At 35.1% G+C, this 20,259-nt stretch carries 15 protein-coding genes; all 15 read right to left on the bottom strand.

Annotation, left to right across the window (positions count from 1 at the left end; translation table 11 throughout):
* Position 1: 1 nt before the first annotated feature.
* Complete coding sequence (mutS, locus tag KPF49_RS03125) at positions 2-2,461, bottom strand: DNA mismatch repair protein MutS (RefSeq protein ID WP_183674490.1); 2,460 nt, start codon at positions 2,459-2,461, stop codon at positions 2-4.
* A 72-nt stretch (positions 2,462-2,533) separates the two neighbouring features.
* Entirely contained in the window at positions 2,534-2,959 is a 426-nt protein-coding gene (locus tag KPF49_RS03120) for a YlbF/YmcA family competence regulator (protein WP_183674487.1), read from the bottom strand.
* Positions 2,960-3,018: 59 nt separating this feature from the next.
* Entirely contained in the window at positions 3,019-4,833 is a 1,815-nt protein-coding gene (locus KPF49_RS03115; protein WP_183674484.1) for an ABC transporter ATP-binding protein, read from the bottom strand.
* Entirely contained in the window at positions 4,826-6,547 is a 1,722-nt protein-coding gene (locus KPF49_RS03110) for an ABC transporter ATP-binding protein (RefSeq protein ID WP_183674481.1), read from the bottom strand. The genes KPF49_RS03115 and KPF49_RS03110 overlap by 8 nt, the downstream gene beginning before the upstream one ends.
* A 376-nt stretch (positions 6,548-6,923) precedes the next feature.
* Positions 6,924-7,790: a 2-oxoacid:ferredoxin oxidoreductase subunit beta gene (locus KPF49_RS03105; RefSeq protein WP_183674479.1), complete on the bottom strand. Its 867-nt coding sequence runs from the start codon at positions 7,788-7,790 to the stop codon at positions 6,924-6,926.
* Between the two features lie 17 nt (positions 7,791-7,807).
* On the bottom strand, positions 7,808-9,526 hold the full coding sequence (locus KPF49_RS03100; RefSeq protein ID WP_183674477.1) for a 2-oxoacid:acceptor oxidoreductase subunit alpha: 1,719 nt from the start codon (positions 9,524-9,526) through the stop codon (positions 7,808-7,810).
* A 95-nt stretch (positions 9,527-9,621) separates the two neighbouring features.
* Positions 9,622-10,380, bottom strand: coding sequence for a TIGR00282 family metallophosphoesterase (locus tag KPF49_RS03095; protein ID WP_183674474.1), 759 nt, complete (start codon positions 10,378-10,380; stop codon positions 9,622-9,624).
* Positions 10,381-10,428: 48 nt separating this feature from the next.
* A complete protein-coding gene (rny, locus tag KPF49_RS03090; RefSeq protein ID WP_183674471.1) occupies positions 10,429-11,988 on the bottom strand; it encodes a ribonuclease Y in 1,560 nt (519 codons plus the stop codon).
* 139 nt (positions 11,989-12,127) lie between these two features.
* Positions 12,128-13,174: a recombinase RecA gene (gene recA / locus KPF49_RS03085; RefSeq protein ID WP_183674469.1), complete on the bottom strand. Its 1,047-nt coding sequence runs from the start codon at positions 13,172-13,174 to the stop codon at positions 12,128-12,130.
* Positions 13,175-13,349: 175 nt separating this feature from the next.
* The gene (gene pgsA / locus KPF49_RS03080) at positions 13,350-13,925 is read right to left on the bottom strand and encodes a CDP-diacylglycerol--glycerol-3-phosphate 3-phosphatidyltransferase (RefSeq protein ID WP_183674466.1); all 576 of its coding nucleotides are present in this window, start codon (positions 13,923-13,925) and stop codon (positions 13,350-13,352) included.
* Positions 13,926-13,927: 2 nt separating this feature from the next.
* A complete protein-coding gene (locus KPF49_RS03075; protein ID WP_183674462.1) occupies positions 13,928-14,677 on the bottom strand; it encodes a helix-turn-helix domain-containing protein in 750 nt (249 codons plus the stop codon).
* A 17-nt stretch (positions 14,678-14,694) separates the two neighbouring features.
* Positions 14,695-15,378, bottom strand: a complete 684-nt coding sequence (locus tag KPF49_RS03070) for an SDR family oxidoreductase (RefSeq protein WP_183674460.1) — start codon at positions 15,376-15,378, stop codon at positions 14,695-14,697.
* On the bottom strand, positions 15,371-16,648 hold the full coding sequence (gene yfmH, locus KPF49_RS03065) for an EF-P 5-aminopentanol modification-associated protein YfmH (RefSeq protein WP_183674457.1): 1,278 nt from the start codon (positions 16,646-16,648) through the stop codon (positions 15,371-15,373). Before yfmH ends, KPF49_RS03070 begins: the two co-directional genes overlap by 8 nt.
* Positions 16,638-17,894: an EF-P 5-aminopentanol modification-associated protein YfmF gene (gene yfmF / locus KPF49_RS03060; protein ID WP_183674454.1), complete on the bottom strand. Its 1,257-nt coding sequence runs from the start codon at positions 17,892-17,894 to the stop codon at positions 16,638-16,640. Before yfmF ends, yfmH begins: the two co-directional genes overlap by 11 nt.
* A 2-nt stretch (positions 17,895-17,896) precedes the next feature.
* On the bottom strand, positions 17,897-20,239 hold the full coding sequence (locus KPF49_RS03055; protein WP_183674451.1) for a DNA translocase FtsK: 2,343 nt from the start codon (positions 20,237-20,239) through the stop codon (positions 17,897-17,899).
* Between the last annotated feature and the right edge of the window lie 20 nt (positions 20,240-20,259).

Here is a 20,259-nt window from a genome sequence, read left to right as displayed (position 1 = left end):
TTTACTTTAATTCGTCTTGAAATTCACTAAGTAACGTTAACGCTTCGATTGGTGATATATGATTAATGTTTAACGTTTTGATTTTTTCTTCTATAGTACTTGTTTGTTCTGACGTATCATCTAACGTTAACTCTAATTGCGTAACGTCAACAGTATTGTCATTCGTATTTTCTAAACGTTTTAACACTTTACGCGCTTCAATTGTTACTTCTCTCGGAAGATCTGCAAGCTCAGCAACTTGGATACCATAACTTTTTTCAACCGCACCTTTTTCAACTTTATGCTGAAACTCTAACACACCATTTTTCTCGCTTGCTTTTACGTGAACGTTCATTAAATGATGTAGCGACGCATCTAAATCCGTCAATTCATGGTAATGTGTTGAGAATAAAGTTTTTGCACCGATATAGTTATGAATATATTTTAACATCGCTTCAGCAAGTGCCATTCCGTCATATGTTGAAGTTCCACGGCCAAGTTCATCAAATATAATTAGACTATTTTTAGTCGCGTGTTTAAGTGCATCGTTTGCTTCCATCATTTCAATCATAAATGTCGATTTACCACTTGATAAGTCATCACTTGCTCCAATACGTGTATAAATAGCGTCAAATATCGGAATTTTACAAGAAGCCGCAGGTACGTTCATACCAATTTGAGACATAATCGTAATGATTGCCACTTGGCGCATATACGTACTTTTACCACTCATGTTTGGTCCCGTAATTAAATAGATAAACGTATCATCATCCATTTTAACGTCGTTAGGTACGTACGTTCTTTCTCCGAGCATCTTTTCTACAATTGGATGTCTACCGTCAATAATTTCTAGTTCATCTTCTGTGAATTCTGGCCTTACGAGTTGATACTCATTTGAGACGTCCGCAAAGCTAATTAAGCAATCAAGTATAGATAACTGTTCACTCGTTCTCTGAAGTCTTTCAGTATGTCCCTTTACTTTTTCTCTTAAGTCGATAAACATGTTGTATTCTAAAATAACACTTTCATCTTCAGCTTTTAAAATTTTATCTTCCATCTCTTTTAACTCTGGTGTAATGTAGCGTTCAGAGTTAGTTAACGTTTGTCTACGATCATACCCATACTTTTCTGCATCAAACGTCGCCGCTTGGCCTTTAGAGATTTCTAAGAAATATCCAAACACTTTATTAAATCCAATCTTCATATTTTTTATGTTTGTCTTTTCTTTCTCTTTAGATAAATAATTCTCTAACCATTCTCTAGAGTTATTTTGAATATCTCTTAATTCATCTAGTTCTTTACTCACACCGTATTCAAATATATTGCCTTCACGAATCGTCTTCGGTGCGTCAGATTTTAATACTTTTAGCATTTCGTATACATCACTTAATACGTCAAAATCTTTAAATAATACGTTATCGATTAAACCAATAGATGATAAAAGCTTATAAACATTCGGAAGTCCTTCTAACGAATCTCTAAGTTCAATAAAACCTTTAACATCTATATTTCCAAAGCTCATTCGTCCTGTTAATCTTTCAATATCGTACACGTTATTTAAAGCTGCTTTAATATCTTCACGCTCTATAAAGTTTTCAAGTAATTTACCAACAACATCTTGACGATTTTTAATTTCTTCAAGATTTACAAGTGGTGATTCAATTAGACGCTTTAATTTTCTTCGGCCCATCGGTGTTTCAGTTTTATTTAAATACCAATACAATGATCCTTTTTGTTTTTTCGTCTGTAAATTTTCAACAAGTTCTAAGTTACTAATGGTTGATTGAGATAATTTTAAATTCGAGTCGACATTAATTTCTATAATATCTTTTAAATGTGAAAGCTTTTGTTTATTTTGAGACTCAATATATGAAAGTAATTGCACTTCACTAGACGTACCGTCAACAACTGTAATAAGTGGTGGATCATTATAAAAGTTATGAAGTACCGCTTCACTATTATTAGATACAACAATTTCTCTAGGGTTAATTCGAGACAACTGAGTGTAAAGGGTGTCGAGGTCTTTTGTTTCAAATGAATACATATCCCCTGTAGAAATATCACCGTACACGACGTCATATATATCATCTCGGTGATTTAAAGATAATATATAGTTACTCTCATCTTGAGAAATTCCGAAATCATCAATTAATGTTCCTGGTGTAATTACGCGTACTACTTCACGCTTCACCATACCTTTCACAGCTTTAGGGTCTTCCATTTGCTCACAAATTGCAACTTTATAGCCGTGGTTAATCAGCTTTTCAATATACCGTGTAGCAGAATGATACGGTACACCAGCCATCGGTATGTTGCTCGTTTTATCTCTAGACGTTAACGTGATTTCAAGTAATTTTGCCGCTTCAACTGCATCATCATAAAATAACTCGTAAAAATCTCCAAGTCTAAAAAATAAAAACGCATCTTTATGTTCTTCTTTAATCGATAAATATTGTTTCATCATCGGAGTTACGTTCGACATATACACTCATCCTAACCGTTAATATCTAATAAATTATACCATGAAAAAAAGAGTGACTCTAGTCACTCCCTTTTATTCAACGTCTTTACTTGCCTTATTTTTCATGCCTGCGCCTGTTTCACCTTCAAGGTGATCGCCACCAGTTCTTTCAATCACTTCGTATGTGACAGAACTACTAATCGCGTGCGAAACCATTTGTAAAATATCATTTACATTCTCTTGTGCATCGATGAATTGCTGTACAATTGGCATATCATCTAATTCTTTTTCAAGCGCATCGATTTTTTCTTGTGCAAGTTCGTATGCACGTGTTTTACCGTAACTTTGGAAATTTACTGCTTGTTGTTGTAATGAACGTAAACTTGCCATTTTTTCACGGACTTCTTTATTTTCATGAATTTTAGCTTCTGCCTTTTCAAAGAATTTTACTTCTTCAGTGTCGGCAATCATCTTACCTACATCTTTAGCAGCTGCTACAATCTCATCTTTAGTCGCCATTATTTCTCACCTTTTATTATAATTTCTCTCACTATTATAGAGTATATCATGTTTTAATTCTATCCGTTTACCATATTATAGTAAACTCCTTTTTGTTCAAGCAATTCCTCATGGCTACCGATTTCTATAATTTCACCGTGTTCTAACACAATTAAACGATCGACAGCTCGAACAGTGTTTAAACGGTGGGCAATAATAATTGATGTCCGGTCTTTCATTAAACTTTCTAATGCTTCTTGAATCTTTAATTCTGTAATCGTATCGATACTGGACGTTGCTTCATCTAGTAGTAAAATATTTGGATCTCTAACGAATGCACGTGCAATTGAAACGAGTTGACGTTCACCAACAGATAGTGCCTGTTTTTCTCCGTCAATTACTGTATCATATCCGTCTTCAAGCCCCATAATAAAGTCGTGCGCATTTGCACTTTTACACGCTTCGATGATTTCTTCATCAGTTGCGTCTAGTTTACCAAATCTCACGTTATCTTTAATTGAAGCGTTAAAGATAAATGGATCTTGTAAGACAAATGCAGTATTTTCTTTTAATACGTCACGCTTATAGTCTTCAATTTTGTCCCCGTCAATTAAAATTTCACCAGCATCCACTTCGTAGAAACGATTTAATAACTGTACAATCGTTGTTTTCCCAGCACCAGTCGATCCGATGAGTGCGACTGATTCACCAGGTTTTATATCAAATGATACATTATTAATCGTTGGACACTTTTGGTCTTTGTCATAACGAAAGACAACATTTTTAAATTCAATATGACCGTCTAAGTTTCTATTTGTAATCATGCCGTCATCTTTTTCTCTTTCAGTATCGATAATGTCAAATACACGCTCTGCGCCTGCGATTGCTGAAAGCACTTGGTTAAATTGGTTCGCAAGATCGGCGAGTGGTCTCGTAAATTGTCTCGCGTATTCAGCAAACACAACGATTATACCCACTGTCACAGTATCTGTTGTGAGTGCTAATATACCGCCGATTCCAGCAACAATCGTAAAACTTAAGTTGTTTAACATATTCATGATTTTTGGAATCATCCCACTATAAAGGTTCGCCCAAAATGTGACGTCACGTAAGTTTCTCGTTCTTTTTTCAAACTGATCAATGACGTAATCTTCTTGACTAAAAGCTTTCACAATTTCTTGACCAGAAATGACTTCTTCAATATAGGCATTTAATTCACCCGTACGTTTTTGTCGAATTCTATAGAGTGGGCGTGTACGATTCGTAATATATTTAATTAAAATAACGAGTAATGGAATAATCGTTAACGTCAGAACAGTTAATAACGGACTTAAGTAAAGCATCACTGAAACTGTCCCAATTAGTGTAATCACACTCGTCGTAAACTGAATAAATGACGTGTTTAATGTCTGAGAAATCGTTTCAATATCGTTTGTCATACGACTCATTAATTCACCTTGTTGGCGCTTATTATAAAAGTCAATCGGTAAATACTGCATATGGTTGAATAGTCGATATCTCATGTTGAATACTGTACGCTGACTCGCACCGACCATTATAAATGACTGTGCTAACGTCGAAATACTATGTAGCACATAAACACCGAGTAATATCAGTAACACTGTGACAAATCCATCGAATTCTTTAGGTACGAGATAATTGTCAATCACTTGTCCGACTAAAAATGGCCCAACAATTCCAAGTAAACTCGTGATTACAACAATACATATCACGAGTAAAATTCTAAACCGTTCATCTCTCATAAACTTCCAGAATCGTTTTAACGTCCCTGACATATTCGATGCCCGGCGCTGATTTTCTCGACTTTGTTTACCAATATCTTCTTTCTTTAAAATTGGCTTTAAACCAAATGGTTCTTTTAAAAACTTAATCATCAAACGACCCTCCTGTCTTCTGACTTTCTACTATAGACTGATAAAGTTCAGATTCTAAAAGAAGTGAGTCATGTGTTCCAATAGCGGATACTTTTCCTTCTTCAAGGAGAAGTATTTTATCAGCAGTTTTTGCAGTAGAAATTTTTTGAGTAATAATTACTCTCGTGACATTTAAGTTATCCATTTCTTCCCAGAGGCTATTCTCTGTTGTCGCATCTAATGCACTTGTTGAGTCGTCAAGTATTAGAATAGATGGGCGTTTCACGAGTGCTCGAGCAATCGAGAGACGTTGCTTTTGTCCACCGGATAACTGTACACCGCGCTGACCGACTTGAGTGTTGTACTGATGATCAAAGCGAATAATATTTTCATGAACTTGTGCTTTTCTTGTCGAGTCGTATACGTCATTTAGAGACGCATACTCATCTCCCCAGAGCATATTTTCAAAAATCGTCCCAGTGAATAATACCGCTGATTGTGGTACATAACCGATTAAATCTCTGAGTTCGTTCACATTCCAATCTTTTACATTTTTACCATCCACATATACATTACCTTTTGTTGCATCGTAAAGTCTTGGAATTAAGTTAACGAGAGAACTTTTACCTGAACCAGTCGCTCCCATAATGACAAGTGTTTCATTTTTATCAACTTTAAAAGAAACATCTTCTAATATGTTCGAAACACTATTCACATATTTAAAAGATACGTTTTGAAACTCGACCGAGCTTCCTTCAGTGTGTTCAATCTTTCTACCGTCATCTAATTCATCAACATCTTCATGGAGTACTTCACTAATACGATCTGCTGAAGCTTTTGCGCGCGTTGCTGAGATAATTAAGAAACTAAACATTGAGAAGCCACCTTGCATTCTTAACGCGTAATTAATGACCGCAACAACTTCACCGACTTGAACGTTATTTGTTTGAATTAAATCAGATGATATATAAAGTACAAGTAGTAAACTTCCATTCATAATAAGTAATAATACGGGTAAAATTGACTCCATTAAACGGAGTCCAAAAATCATATCATCACGGAGTTTACCTGCGATATTACTAAATCGTTCTGATTCATATTCTGCTCGGTTATTTACTTTAATTAATAACATACCGCTTAAATTCTCTTGGAAGAAACGGTTAATTTTATCGAGACGTTTTTGAATACGACTAAAAATCTTTGCACCTATTGTCGCTGTGACAAATAAAAATACGAATAAAATTGGTGTCAGTAGTGTTAAGTAAAATCCAAGCTTAACGTTAACGACAAACGACATCACAAGAGAACCAATTACAAGAAGCGGTGCACGAAGTAAAATACGCATCCCAAAAAACACTAACATCTCTGAAATTAAAACGTCTTGAGTCAACCTTGTGATTAATGTCGACCCATTAAATTTAGACAGAGTTTCTAACGTAAAATGTTGTACTCGTCTAAAAATCGCATTTCTTAAATCATTACCAAATGCGTTCGTTGCATAGCTTGATAAGTATGTATTAAATACCCCAGCAATTGTTGAGATGATCGAAGCGGCTAACATAAGTCCTAAATACATCCAAACGTTATTTAAATTGCTTACGGTAATACCGTCATCAATCACTCCGCGAATAAATAGCGGCTGTATCAGTTCAACAGCAAGCTCTACAAACATGAGTAGTAGTCCGATAATAATAATCCATTTATACTTTAGCGCATAACTAAAGACTGTACGCATATTGACACCTCTTATTTCGGTTTTCGAATTACTTTAAACTAATTCTAGCACAATTATTAAGAACTTTCTGATAAAAATGATTGAACTTTTTGTTTTAGACATGTTGAATTGAGATGTTCGTTAACGCAAATTGCTTTTACGTTAACGAGTCCTTCGTTTTGTTGACGATTAAGACGTTTGCGTTAACGAAACGAGTTGTGTTTTAACATAAATCCCTTTATCGTTAATAGATAAAAAACTATTTAACACAAACTCCGTTTACGTTAACGACTCCTCCGTTATATTGATGATTAGGTAGTTTACGCTAACAAAGCAATCATTTTCGTTTACAAAAATAAAAACGCAAATTAAGTGTAGACTTAATTTGCGTTTTTTACTAAGCGAAATGGTTCATGAGTTCATTAAATTGTTCTTCTTTTAATTTTAAATCATGGTTAACGACTGCTTCTTCTAAATAACCGTCGATATGTTTTGCATATGATTTAGAATTTTTATCTTGATATAAAATACCTTTTAATAGACCTTCATATTCATTGATATAATTCATTACTTTATTACGATCTTCGTGATCATAATCTTCGATTTCTGAGATGTCTGTGACGTGTTCTTTAAACCAGTCATATGTGTTTACTTTGTTATATGTGACACATGGACTATAGACGTTTACAAATGCGAAGCCGTCATGCTTAATTGCAGCTTCGATAATTGCTGTTAAGCCTTTAATGTCTGAAGAGACACTTTGAGCAACGAATGTTGCACCTGACGCCATTGCTGTTGATACAGGAACGATTGGACTTTCAATTGAACCTTTTGGCGTTGTGTTCGTTACAAATCCTTTCGCACTTGATGGTGATGTTTGGCCTTTTGTAAGTCCATATACTTGGTTGTCCATAACAATGTAAGTCATATCGATATTACGTTTAATCGAGTGTACTGTGTGTCCAACACCAATCGCAAAACCATCTCCGTCTCCACCTGTTGCAATAACTTCGAGGTCTTTATTTGCCATTTTAATTCCTTGAGCGATTGGAAGACTTCGTCCGTGCGTTGCATGGAATCCATATGAACGAATGTAACCAGACACGCGTCCACTACATCCGATTCCACTAACGAGTGCTAAGTCTTCAGGCTCTAATCCAACGTTTGCTGAGGCACGTTGAATGGCAGATTGTATACTAAAGTGACCACATCCAGGACACCAGTTTGGCTTTACATCATTTCTAAAATCTTTAAATTTTGCCACTACTATTCATCCTTTAATTACATAAATTGTTTAATATGTCTTTCAATCTCCATCGGTTTTAATGGAGTGCCGTCATATTTACCGAATGATTCCATCTTGTTGTGATCATGGTAATTCATTTTTAATACGTTAAATAATTGACCTGTATAGTTTTGTTCAACGACAAGTACTTTTTTAGCACCGTCTAAATATGGGCGTAGTGCTTCAATAGGTACTGGGAAGAGTTGACGCATATGAATCGTTGTAATATTGTCTCCAACTCTTTCAACCGCTTCATCGACCGCACCGTTACCACTTAAGAAACTAATGACGAGTAAGTCTGATTCTTCTTCACCGTTCACTTTAAATGGTGTGTCGATTGATAACTCTTTCACTTTACGCATACGCTTATCCATTTGTTCTTTACGGTTCACGGCACTTTCGTTTGGAGTACCGTTCGGATTATGTTCAACACCTGTGACGTGGTGAATCCCACCTTTTACTCCTGGAAGCGGACGGTCTGAAATTCCACTTTCAGTCGGTTTAAATCTCTCAAAGTAAGCACCGTCATTTTCAATATCTTCAGTAATGATTTGACCTCTATCGATTTCAACTTTTGATAAATCAAATGGATTTGCAGATTGTTTACCAAGAGACATTTGTAAATCTGAAAGTAAAATTACCGGAACTTGGTATTTATCCGCTAAGTTAAATGCTTCTGTTGTGAGGTAAAACGCATCTTCTACATCTGCTGGTGCTAAGATGATTTTTGGAACTTCACCATGTGTTCCGTAAATCATTTGCATTAAGTCAGATTGCTCTTGTTTTGTTGGAAGTCCTGTTGATGGCCCACCGCGCATCGTATCTACGATTACAAGTGGTGTCTCTGTCATACCAGATAAACCAATCGATTCCATCATCAGTGATAGACCTGGACCTGAACTTGATGTAAAGCTTCTTGCACCCGCGTAGTTCGATCCGATTGCCATCGTCACTGCTGAAATTTCATCTTCAGTTTGAATCACTGTACCATCAACTTTTGGTAAGTGTTCAATCATATATTCCATAATGTCACTTGCTGGAGTGATTGGGTATGCAGCCATAAAACGAACACCTGCGTTTAGTGCTCCAAATCCAATTGCGTCATTACCAATTAAGTACAGCGACTCTCTTTCGTTTACTTTTTCTAACTCGAAATCGCCTTCTATAGCGTTTAAGCGTTCCTGAATATAGTTAAATCCATCTTTTAACGCATCGATGTTATTGTTTACAATTTCTTCACCTTTACGTGCAAACATCGTGTAGATCATATCTTTAAATTTGTCGATATCAAGATGCATAAGTCCAGCACTTGCGCCGACTGCGACCATGTTCTTCATTAATTTACTGCCATGTTCGTTTGCGATTTCAGTAAATGGTACTGAGATAAGTTGTACATTTAAACTCTCATCCACTTCTGGGTTAAATTTCTCATCTGCTAAAATCACACCGTTATCTACAAGTTCAGCGGCGTTAATATCAATTGTTTCTTGGTCAAAAGCCACTAATATATTTGTATGGTCACTAATTGAGCGGACTTCTTTAGTAGAAATACGAATGTTATTGTTCGTATGCCCGCCTTTTATTCTTGATGAAAAGTGGCGGTAACTATATAGGTAGTACCCCATTCGATTTAGAGTAGTTGAGAAAATTTCACCTGTCGATTCTATTCCCTCACCTTGTTGTCCACCGACTTTCCATGATAATTGACTGATCATTTTCGTGCCTCCTCTGACAATTAAATCATATCAAATTTAACTATCTAATTCAGTTTTACACTGTTTTATTATATTAAAATCATACTTATGTCCGATTATTCACGTATTAATATCGGTTCAATTGTGTCTTTTACTGTATCTATAACAACTGCAGATAAAATACCTTTACCTTTATCTGGCACTTTATGCCTTGCAGGTAGTTGGTTTAAGAATCTAGAAATGACTGCTTCTTTTTCAATACCTAAAATGCCATCTTTAAATCCTGTCATTCCAACATCTGTTATGTATTTTGTCCCGTTTTCTAAAACAACTCCGTCGTTTGTTTGAACGTGCGTATGCGTACCAACCACTGCAGATACTCTGCCGTCTAAATAATGACCCATCGCAATTGCTTCAGATGTCGTTTCACAATGGAAATCGACAAATATTTCATCAGCGGTCTCTTTTTCTAATAACTCATCGATAATCATGAATGGATTATCAATTGGTTCCATAAAACTTCGACCTTGTAAGTTAACGATCATTAATTCTTTATTGTTAATGTTTACTTTTTTATATCCATCACCTGACACTACTTTTGGATAGTTCATTGGACGAATAATTTTCTTATTTTGTTCAAATAAATTAAACACTTCTTCTTTATGAAACGCATGGTTTCCGAGCGTTATAAAGTCGACACCATAAGACATCAATTCACGATATATAGATTCTGTAATTCCTTTTCCATGTGCTGAATTTTCACCGTTTGCGATCGTGTACTGAATATTGTATTCTCGTTTTAAATTTGGTAAATTTTCTTTTACCATTCTACGCCCAATTTTACCGACGATATCTCCAATAAATAAGATTCTCAATTTAATATTCCTTTCATAAAAAAAGATTGGAAACGAATGTTCCAATCTTTATTTGGCATATTCTACAGCCCTCATCTCACGGACAACTGTCACTTTAATATGTCCAGGATACTGCAGTTCATCTTCGATTTGTGATTTGATATCTCTAGCGAGGCGATATGCTTCTATATCATCTACATCTTCTGGACTTACCATGATTCTAATTTCTCGTCCAGCTTGGATTGCAAATGACTTATCTACACCTTCATAGCCTTCTGCTATTTTTTCTAAGTTTTCAAGTCGCTTCACATAGTTTTCAAGCGTTTCACGTCGTGCGCCTGGTCTTGCAGCACTTAAAGCATCTGCTGCTGCGACGATAATCGAGATAATACTCGTTGGTTCAACGTCACCATGGTGTGAAGCAATTGCGTTTATAACTGTTTCATTTTCTTTATAACGTTTTGCTAAATCTACTCCAATTTCAACGTGAGAACCTTCTACTTCGTGGTCGATTGATTTACCGATATCATGAAGTAGACCTGCGCGTCTTGCGAGACTTACATCTTCACCGAGTTCAGCTGCAAGCATTCCTGCTAAAAATCCAACCTCTACTGAGTGCTTTAATACATTTTGACCGTAACTTAAACGGAACTTCATCTTACCGAGATGTTTAATAAGTTCAGGATGTAAATTATGGATATCTAATTCAAACGCTGCTTGTTCTCCAGCGTCTCGAATCACACTTTCCATATTACGTCTTGCTTTATCGACCATTTCTTCGATTCGTCCTGGGTGAATTCTACCGTCTAGAACGAGGTCTTCGAGTGCGTTTTTAGCAATTGTTCGACGTATTGGATCGAATCCTGAAAGGATAACCGCTTCAGGCGTGTCATCGATAATTAGATCGACACCTGTTAACGTTTCAATTGTACGGATGTTACGTCCTTCACGTCCGATAATTCGACCTTTCATTTCATCGTTTGGTAAATTTACAACAGATACTGTAGATTCACTCGTGTATTCTGCTGCGTATCTTTGGACAGTTGTTGCAAGTAATTCTTTTGCTTTTTTGTCCGCTTCATATTCCGCTTCTTCTTTACGTTCTTTTAGCATTACAGCCATATCGTGTGACAGTTCTTTTTCAAGCTCTCTAAAGATCTCGTCTTTAGCTTCAGCTCGAGTTAATCCGGAGATGCGAGTTAATTCATCATTTTGTTGACTGATGATCTCATTAATCTTTTCTTCCTTGGCATCTACCGATTGCTGTTTGTCTTCAATTTTCGCTTCTTTTAAATCTAATAGTTCGTCTTTCTTGTCGAGAGACTCACTTTTTCTATCAAGACTTTCTTCTCGAGAAAGTAATCTAGATTCAAAAGCTTGGAGATTTTGACGCGTGTCACTTTGTTCACGGTCAAATTCTTCTTTTAACTTTTGGTTATACTCTTTAGCTTCAAGCATTTTTTCTTTCTTTAGATTCATCGCTGTTTTGTTTGCTTCTTCGATGATATGTTCAGCTGATGATCTCGCTTGTTGCTGTTTATTAGTCAAAATTCTATTGACGATTAAATATCCGATAACAACACCGAAAATAATACCAAGTAAGATTAAGAAAATGTCTTTCATGTCCACAAAAAACACCTCCCTAATACATGATATTCACGTGTTGGTATTAATTGTATTTTAAATATAATAATTTATCATACAGATTAATTCTATAGAGTTTACATTAAAAAATCAAGCATGAGACAAGTCTCATACTTGATTATAATTATTCGTCAAATAGACTATTTTCTTCGTCTGTATGTTCTTCTGACTCTTCAGCATCAGTACCTTCAAATCCTAAAACATTTCTTAACTTACCGTTAATTTCGTCTAAAATATCCGGATTATTTGTTAAGTACTCTTTTGCATTTTCTTTACCTTGACCGAGTCGCTCACCTTCATATGAATACCATGCACCACTTTTATCGACGATGTCATACTCTACACCAAGATCTAGTATTTCACCTGTTCTAGAAATCCCTTGACCATACATAATATCAACTTCAGCGACTCTAAATGGTGGTGCGACTTTGTTTTTAACAACTTTAATTTTCGTACGGTTACCAACGATATCTTGAGCGAGTTTTAACTGTTCAGCACGACGAACTTCTAAACGAACTGAACTGTAGAATTTAAGTGCACGTCCACCAGGTGTTGTTTCTGGGTTACCAAACATAACTCCAACTTTTTCACGAATTTGGTTGATGAAGATTGCAGTCGTATTACTTTTAGATATTGCTGCTGAGAGTTTACGTAATGCCTGAGACATCATTCTCGCTTGTAAACCGACGTGCGTATCTCCCATTTCACCTTCGATTTCTGCTTTAGGTGTTAACGCTGCTACTGAGTCGATAACGACGATATCCACTGCACCACTTCGTACAAATGCTTCAGCAATTTCTAATCCTTGTTCACCGTGATCTGGTTGAGAAAGGTATAAGTTTTCAATATCTACACCGAGGTTTTTAGCATATACTGGATCAAGCGCGTGCTCAGCATCGATAAATGCCGCAATGCCGCCTTGGCGCTGCACTTCTGCAATCGCATGTAGTGCGACTGTCGTTTTACCTGAAGATTCTGGACCGTAAATTTCAATAATTCTACCTTGTGGGTATCCCCCAACTCCAAGTGCACGGTCTAGCGTAATCGATCCAGAAGACGTCGTTTCTACTTTACGTCCCGGATCGTCACCAAGTTTCATTACTGCACCTTTACCAAACATCTTATCCATATTTTTCTGAACAGTTTCTAACGCTTTTTGTCTTTCATCCATATATTTGATTCCTCCGAATTTTAAGTTTAATCATTTTCAGTAATTAAATTATAACATATAAAAAAACAAAAGACGAATATATGTTCGTCTTTTGTTCGTCGATTTTTAAAATATTAATTTCAGTTTTTAAAAAATTATATTGATTTTTTAAGCAATAAATTAAATGTAGTCATTTTTAATTTAAAAATACTTCTCTGCCTTTATAGAAGTACTCAATCATTGAAAGGATTGTGAAAAACACTGCAATATATAGTGAAATCATACCGATTGAAAATCCAATATAGTTTACAAACAAATCACCAAATAATAGTAAGGTAAGTGCAATCATTTGGAAGATTGTTTTAATTTTACCTAAGTTACCTGCTGCACTCACGTATCCTTGTTCGATTTGTAATAATCTTAATCCAGTCACTGCAAACTCTCTTGCAATAATAACGATTGCTATCCAACTTGAAATTGTTGACCATTCAACGAGTACAATTAAGCCAGATGCAACGAGTAACTTATCCGCTAATGGATCTAAAAATTTCCCCATGTTTGTCACTAAATTTAATTTACGTGCTAAATAACCATCTAAAGCGTCTGTAATTGAAGCGACAACGAAAATAATCGCTGCAATCAATTGTTCTACAAAAATCTCATGACCGCCGAGCACTTCAGTTGTTCCAAACGAAAAGTCATTAATCGCAAATATTATAAATACAGGTATAAGAACAACTCTTATGACTGTAATCCAATTTGGTAAATTCATAATTAATCCCTCTCAATATTAAATTGATAAAACAGCGTACCTTCTTTTTGAACTTCATCTTCTTCTAGTTTAACATCATTCACAAAAACGCTAAGTTTGGAGTTATCCTCTATTGCAACGAATACTTGTGACGCATCATTATCAATTAAAAACGTATCATCTTCAACTGCTTCGTTTGCATATGTATGGTCTTCATCATCTGTAATATTTACTAAAGTACCATCACCTTTTAGCGTAATCTTTATATCGTCTGCTGTTTTAACGTCGTAGTGCGCAGTTTTATCTTCAACTTTATTTAGCTTAATACTAAACGTTTCTTCATTATGAGAGGTATCAGTTTCAACTTGATCGTATATTTTAGACTCTCTAAAGTAATCACCTTGACTCCCTATTTGGAGTAATACGAGCCAGATGATAAAAAGAATAGCGACAATTGTTAAAAATGCATAAATTGTCTTTTTTAAATATTGTAAGTCTTTATTGACTTTATTTTCTTTTCTCTCTTTATAGACTTTTTCTTTAGACGGGATTTCATCACCGTAACGATTAATAATTTCGTCACTATCTATTTGTAATGCATCACAATACGTACGAACGAGATGTTTTGTGTGACTATTATCTGGCAACTCTTCAAAACGACCAGATTCTATAATTTGTATGATGTCACGACGAATAAGAGAACGCTCTTCCATTTCGCGGAGGGTAATTCCTTTTTGTTCTCTTATATTTCTTAAATACGGTCCTAATCTCATAATCTAACCCTTCTTTACTATGTGTACCATCCACCGTTTATATTAAATATTTGACCGGTAACTGATTGGCTATCTTCACTAAGTATATACATGACGAGTTTAGCAACTTCACTCGGTTCAATTAGGCGACGCTGGGGTAAATCTTCAATCAAAGTTTTTAAATCAACATCAGAAAGTAAATCTGTCATCTTACCTTTAACAACGCCCGGTGCAACTGCATTCACTGTGACGTTTGTTCCTGCGTATTCTACAGCGAGTGATTTAACGAGTGTATTTTGTGCACCTTTCATCGATGCATACACACTTTCACAACTCGCACCAACTTGTCCGTATACACTTGAAATAATAACAATTCGTCCGTGTGGACTCTTTTTAATTTTTGGTAAAATCGCCTGTATAAAAACGATTAAGTTACGGACTTGAATGTTATATTGCTCATCAATAATATTTAATGGTGTGTCTTCTAACATATTAAAATGTGCGATTCCTGGTGTATATATAAGATCATCTACCACATCAACATCTATCTTCTCTTTAATTTCATCAACTGAAATTGGTTGAGAAAGATCAATATAATGATGTGTGTTATTAAATTTTGACGGTGTTTGTTTTGAAAAGCTAATGACATGTTCTGACTTTAATTCATTATGTATTGCGGATCCAATCGATCCGCTACTTCCTACTAATACGACGTTACGCATTTTTTACCATCTCTACTTGAGAGACGTAGTGGTCATCTAATACTGTTTCAAATGCTTCTTTTACGTCATCAATTGTTACTGCTTCGATAATGTCTAAAATTTCATATAGGTTTCCACCGTCTAAGAAATATTTTGTATATTGGTTTGCAATATATTCTGGTGAATTTAATGACGATAAATAATCGCCAATTGTTTCTCGTTTTTCACTCAGTAGCATATCTTCTGTGAAATAATCTGTCGACTTTACTTCATCAATAATTTCTTTAATTCTTTTTACTGTTCTTTCAATATCATTTGTGTGAGAAACGAATAACGTATGCGCAAAATCACTTTCCCCGTTAAATGCAAATTGGAAACTATCGTCGACAAGTCCATTATTTATTAACTCATAATAGTAGTCTGATTTAGGACCAAACACCATTTCTAACGCAAACATCATCGTAAAGTCTAATTTTAATAATTTCTTTGTTGATAAGTCATTATTAAATTTATACCCAAGCATAAAACGATCTTCTGATACATTCATACTTACTGTTTTTTCTTTATCATTTACTTCTTTAGGCTCGGAAACCGTATGGACGACTAAATCTTTTTTAGAGTGTTCACGTTTCGACTGATGATTTTTAACGTAGCTAAATAACTCATCTTCATTTAAATCACCGACGACAATTAATACCATGTTATTCGGTGCGTAAAACGTATCATGACATAAATATAAGTCTTCTTTCGTAATTTCACTAATTGACTCTAACGTTCCAGCAATATCAATTCTCACTGGATGTTTCTGATAAAGTGACTCCATCATCGTAGTGAATAATCTAAACCCAGGATTATCTTGGTACATTTTAATTTCTTCGTTAATAATACCAATCTCTTTTTCTACAGACTCATCTGTAAAATAAGGTTTTTCGACCATATCCATTAAAAGTTCTAAGTTATCGTAAAAGTTTTCTGTACAACTAAATAAATAACTCGTACGGTCAAACGAAGTAAATGCGTTCGCACTTGCGCCGTGCTCACTAAATTTATGGAAGACGTCACCATCTTCTTTTTCAAACATTTTATGTTCTAAAAAGTGTGCGATACCGTCTGGTATTTTATGTTCTTTACCGTCGACTGTAAAATGATTATCTTTAGACCCAAATCTTGTCGTGTACGTTGCGTACTTTTTATTAAACCCCGGTTTTTTAACATAGACAACCTCTAAACCGTTAGGAAGTGTTTCACTAATGACGGTTTCTTCTAGTGCTTCGTAATATTTAACTGTCATCACTTTGACCTCCTGTTAACGTATAGACTGTATCAATATGGACAGATTTTGCTGCTTGAATAATGTCCTCACGTGTAATGTTGTTTACTTTTTCAATAAACTGACGTTCATTTGTATCCATTAAATATTCATTATAAACAATACTAATCAATGCTTTTGAGCGGTCTTTACTATTTTGTCTATCTGAAAGAATTTTATTTTTCGTTTCTTCTAAAAACTCATCTGTGAAATCACCATTTTGGAATTTCTCAAGCTCAATTAAAATATGCTCTTCAGTTTCTTTCACACGTGAATGATCGACACCAGCGAGTGCAAATAATAATCCATTTTTAATGTCTACTGTTGAACTAATTTGATAAGCGAGAGATCTCTCTTCACGTAAATGTTTAAATAAGTAGCTCGATGCACTGCCGCCAAACATCGTATTTAATATACGTACTGCCATTTCACTCGTATTTTCTTTATCAATTTTAAATCCTAAAATTGCCTTTGATTGTTCGACGTCATCATGGTCAACTTTATAGTTTAAAACTTTATTAATATCCATTTTATACGTGCTAAATGGTAATTTAATTTCTTCTTTGCGACTGTAAATTTTCTCTAATGAGTCGTGCGTATTATCGTTAATATTACCGCATAGTAAAATCATCATCTCATCATTACTCATCATTGACTCATGTACACGTTTAATATCGTCAATTGTAATGTCATCGATATCTTCAATTTTACCGTATGATAACGCACCTTCAGCACTATCACCGAACATTTCGTCTAGTAAATTCACATACGCACGCTGCATACTATTATCCATCATACTTTTTAGTCGATTCTTATACAGGCGCTTCTCTTTTTCTAAATACTCGACAGTCTTTTCATCGTATGAAAATGGTGTATTTAATAGCTCATTTAAAAGTTTTGACAAGTTTTCTAAAATATCAAGATCTTCATGGATGAAGCGTTCGTTCACAAACTCTAGCGTAAAGTGAACGAGGTGACTCGATCCAATTTTTGACGTTTGATACGTCAGATGTGCACCGTAATATTCTGATAAATATTGAATGAGTTTCGCTTCAGTGTCGTACGTCTTCGTACGTTTAATCATCATTCGTGCGAGTATATTTCTTAACGTCACTGTTTCAACGTCTAACTCATTTCTAAACGTAATACGTAATGTAAAAGTTTTAAATTTATCTGTATTAATTGTTACGATTGGAATATTTCCGTTAACTGTTTTGTTAATATCCAATATTAACTCTCCTTCATATCCAAATCACTTTCTGTGACGAGTACGTTTCTTGGTTTACTTCCAGCAGCTGGACCGATAATTTCGTTACGCTCTAAGTCGTCAACAAGTCGTGCTGCACGGTTATAACCAATCCTAAATTGTCGCTGTAGTAAACTAGCGCTTGCGCGCTGCTCTCTGATAACAAACATTTTTGCATCTGGATATAACTCGTCTTCAGATTCAACTTCTTCTTTTTTAGGTTCTTTTTGATTTAAAATAACAGATTTGTCATAGTTTGCTTTCATTTGGCTCGTCACAAAGTCAACAACACCATGAACCTCTTCATCTGATAAAAATGCCCCTTGTACACGAATTGGTTTAGAACGTCCAGATGGTAAAAATAGCATATCCCCTTTACCGAGAAGTTTCTCAGCACCACCAGAGTCTAAGATTGTTCGTGAGTCTGTCGTTGAACTTACCGCAAAAGCAATTCTTGATGGTATATTTGCCTTAATAATCCCTGTTATAACGTCAACTGATGGACGCTGCGTTGCGATAATTAAATGGATTCCAGCCGCACGCGCCATTTGAGCGATACGTGTAATACTCGCTTCAACATCTTTACTTGCGACCATCATAAGATCTGCTAATTCATCAATAATAACGACAATATACGGCATTTTAGACACTTTGTCAGGGTCCTCAGCAGTACGTTCTAAATATTTATTGTATGCTGAAATATTTTTCGTGTTCGTTGCACTAAATAAGTCATATCGTCTTTCCATTTCGTTTACAACTCTTTGAAGTGCATCCGCTGCTTTTTGTGGGTTCGTTACAACCGGACTTAGTAGATGCGGAATTCCATTATACGTATTTAACTCAACCATTTTTGGGTCGATCATCATTAATTTTACTTCGTGTGGTTTAGCATTTAGTAAAATCGATACAATAATTCCGTTAATACAGACAGATTTACCGCTTCCTGTAGATCCTGCAACGAGTAAGTGTGGCATTTTATTTAACTCTGCCATAATTGGTGCACCTGAAATATCTTTACCAAGTGCGACTTCAAGTGGATTTGTACTCGTCTTACGTTTAATTACTTCGCGTAATGTCACCATAGAAACGACAGAGTTTGGCACTTCAATACCAACTGCTGACTTACCTGGAATCGGTGCTTCAATACGAATATCTTTTGCAGCAAGTGACAACGCAATATCATTTTGTAAATTAATAATACGACTTACTTTTACACCGATATCTGGTTGGACTTCAAACTGTGTGACTGCTGGACCGATTCTAATTTTTGACACTTTTGCTTTTACACCAAAGTTATGAAGCGTTTCTTCAAGAACTTTACCTTGTTTTAAGACAACATCATTAGACATTTTTTCAGTCACTTCAGCATCTTTTAATAAAGTGATTGGTGGTGTTTTATATTCTAGTAATTCTTTTATTTCTTCATCGTCTAATTCGTCGAGTGGTGTATTATCTTCAACGGATTCTTGGTTAATCGTTTCTTCTAGCTCTTCTTCTTCGTATTCAATGTCTCTTCTAGTTTCTTTACTTTCTACGATTGAGTCTTCTTCAAAGTCATCACTACCGACGATTTCTGGTTCGTAAGTTTCTTGTACAGATTCTTCTTCAATTGAAGGTTTTTCAATAGGTGTTTCTATAGAATCGTCTGTTTCAATAACTGGTGCTTTTTTCTCTTTCTTTTCTTTTTTCGGACGTTCTTTACGGTTTTCTTTATTTTTCTCAATGAGTTCTGACGTTTTTGTAGAAATCTTTTCTCCACTTAAAGTGAGAAGTGCACCAATTCTAGAAAAGTCTTTACGTAGTTCTACTTCAACACTTTTATTACGAATCATTATCACTGAGAAATAGATAAAGACCGCTGCAAGTATCACTGTACCGATGAAACTTAACGTGTTATTCATCGCTGTAAATAATACTTGTCCAATAACTCCACCACCGGTGAAGTTTTTCGCACCTGTTTCACTAATTAATGATTTCACTTCGTCAAATGTATAGTAGTTATTAATTAATGTACGGTTTTTAATATATAAGACTGAGTGAAATAAAAAGATTAAGCCAAACTGTAAAAGAACGTATCCAAACATTCTCTTTGTAAAAGGAAAGTTGTGATTCATGGCGACGTAAATACTAGTTAACACGATGATAATATAAGTAAAATATCTACTTAAGCCAAATAGATAAGTAAATATAGAATCTATAAACTCACCGAGAGTTCCGAGTTGAAAAATAGATATAAAGACAATTAATAACATTATAAAACTCGTCAGTGCATAATATTGTTGCCGTTCATTCTTTTTTGTACGACGTTTTTTCTTCTTTTTCGCCATCAGAAACTCCTTCCTAAAAA

This window comes from Nosocomiicoccus ampullae (assembly GCF_019357495.1).
Lineage (GTDB): Bacteria > Bacillota > Bacilli > Staphylococcales > Salinicoccaceae > Nosocomiicoccus > Nosocomiicoccus ampullae.
This window is presented reverse-complemented; position numbering and strand designations above follow the sequence as displayed.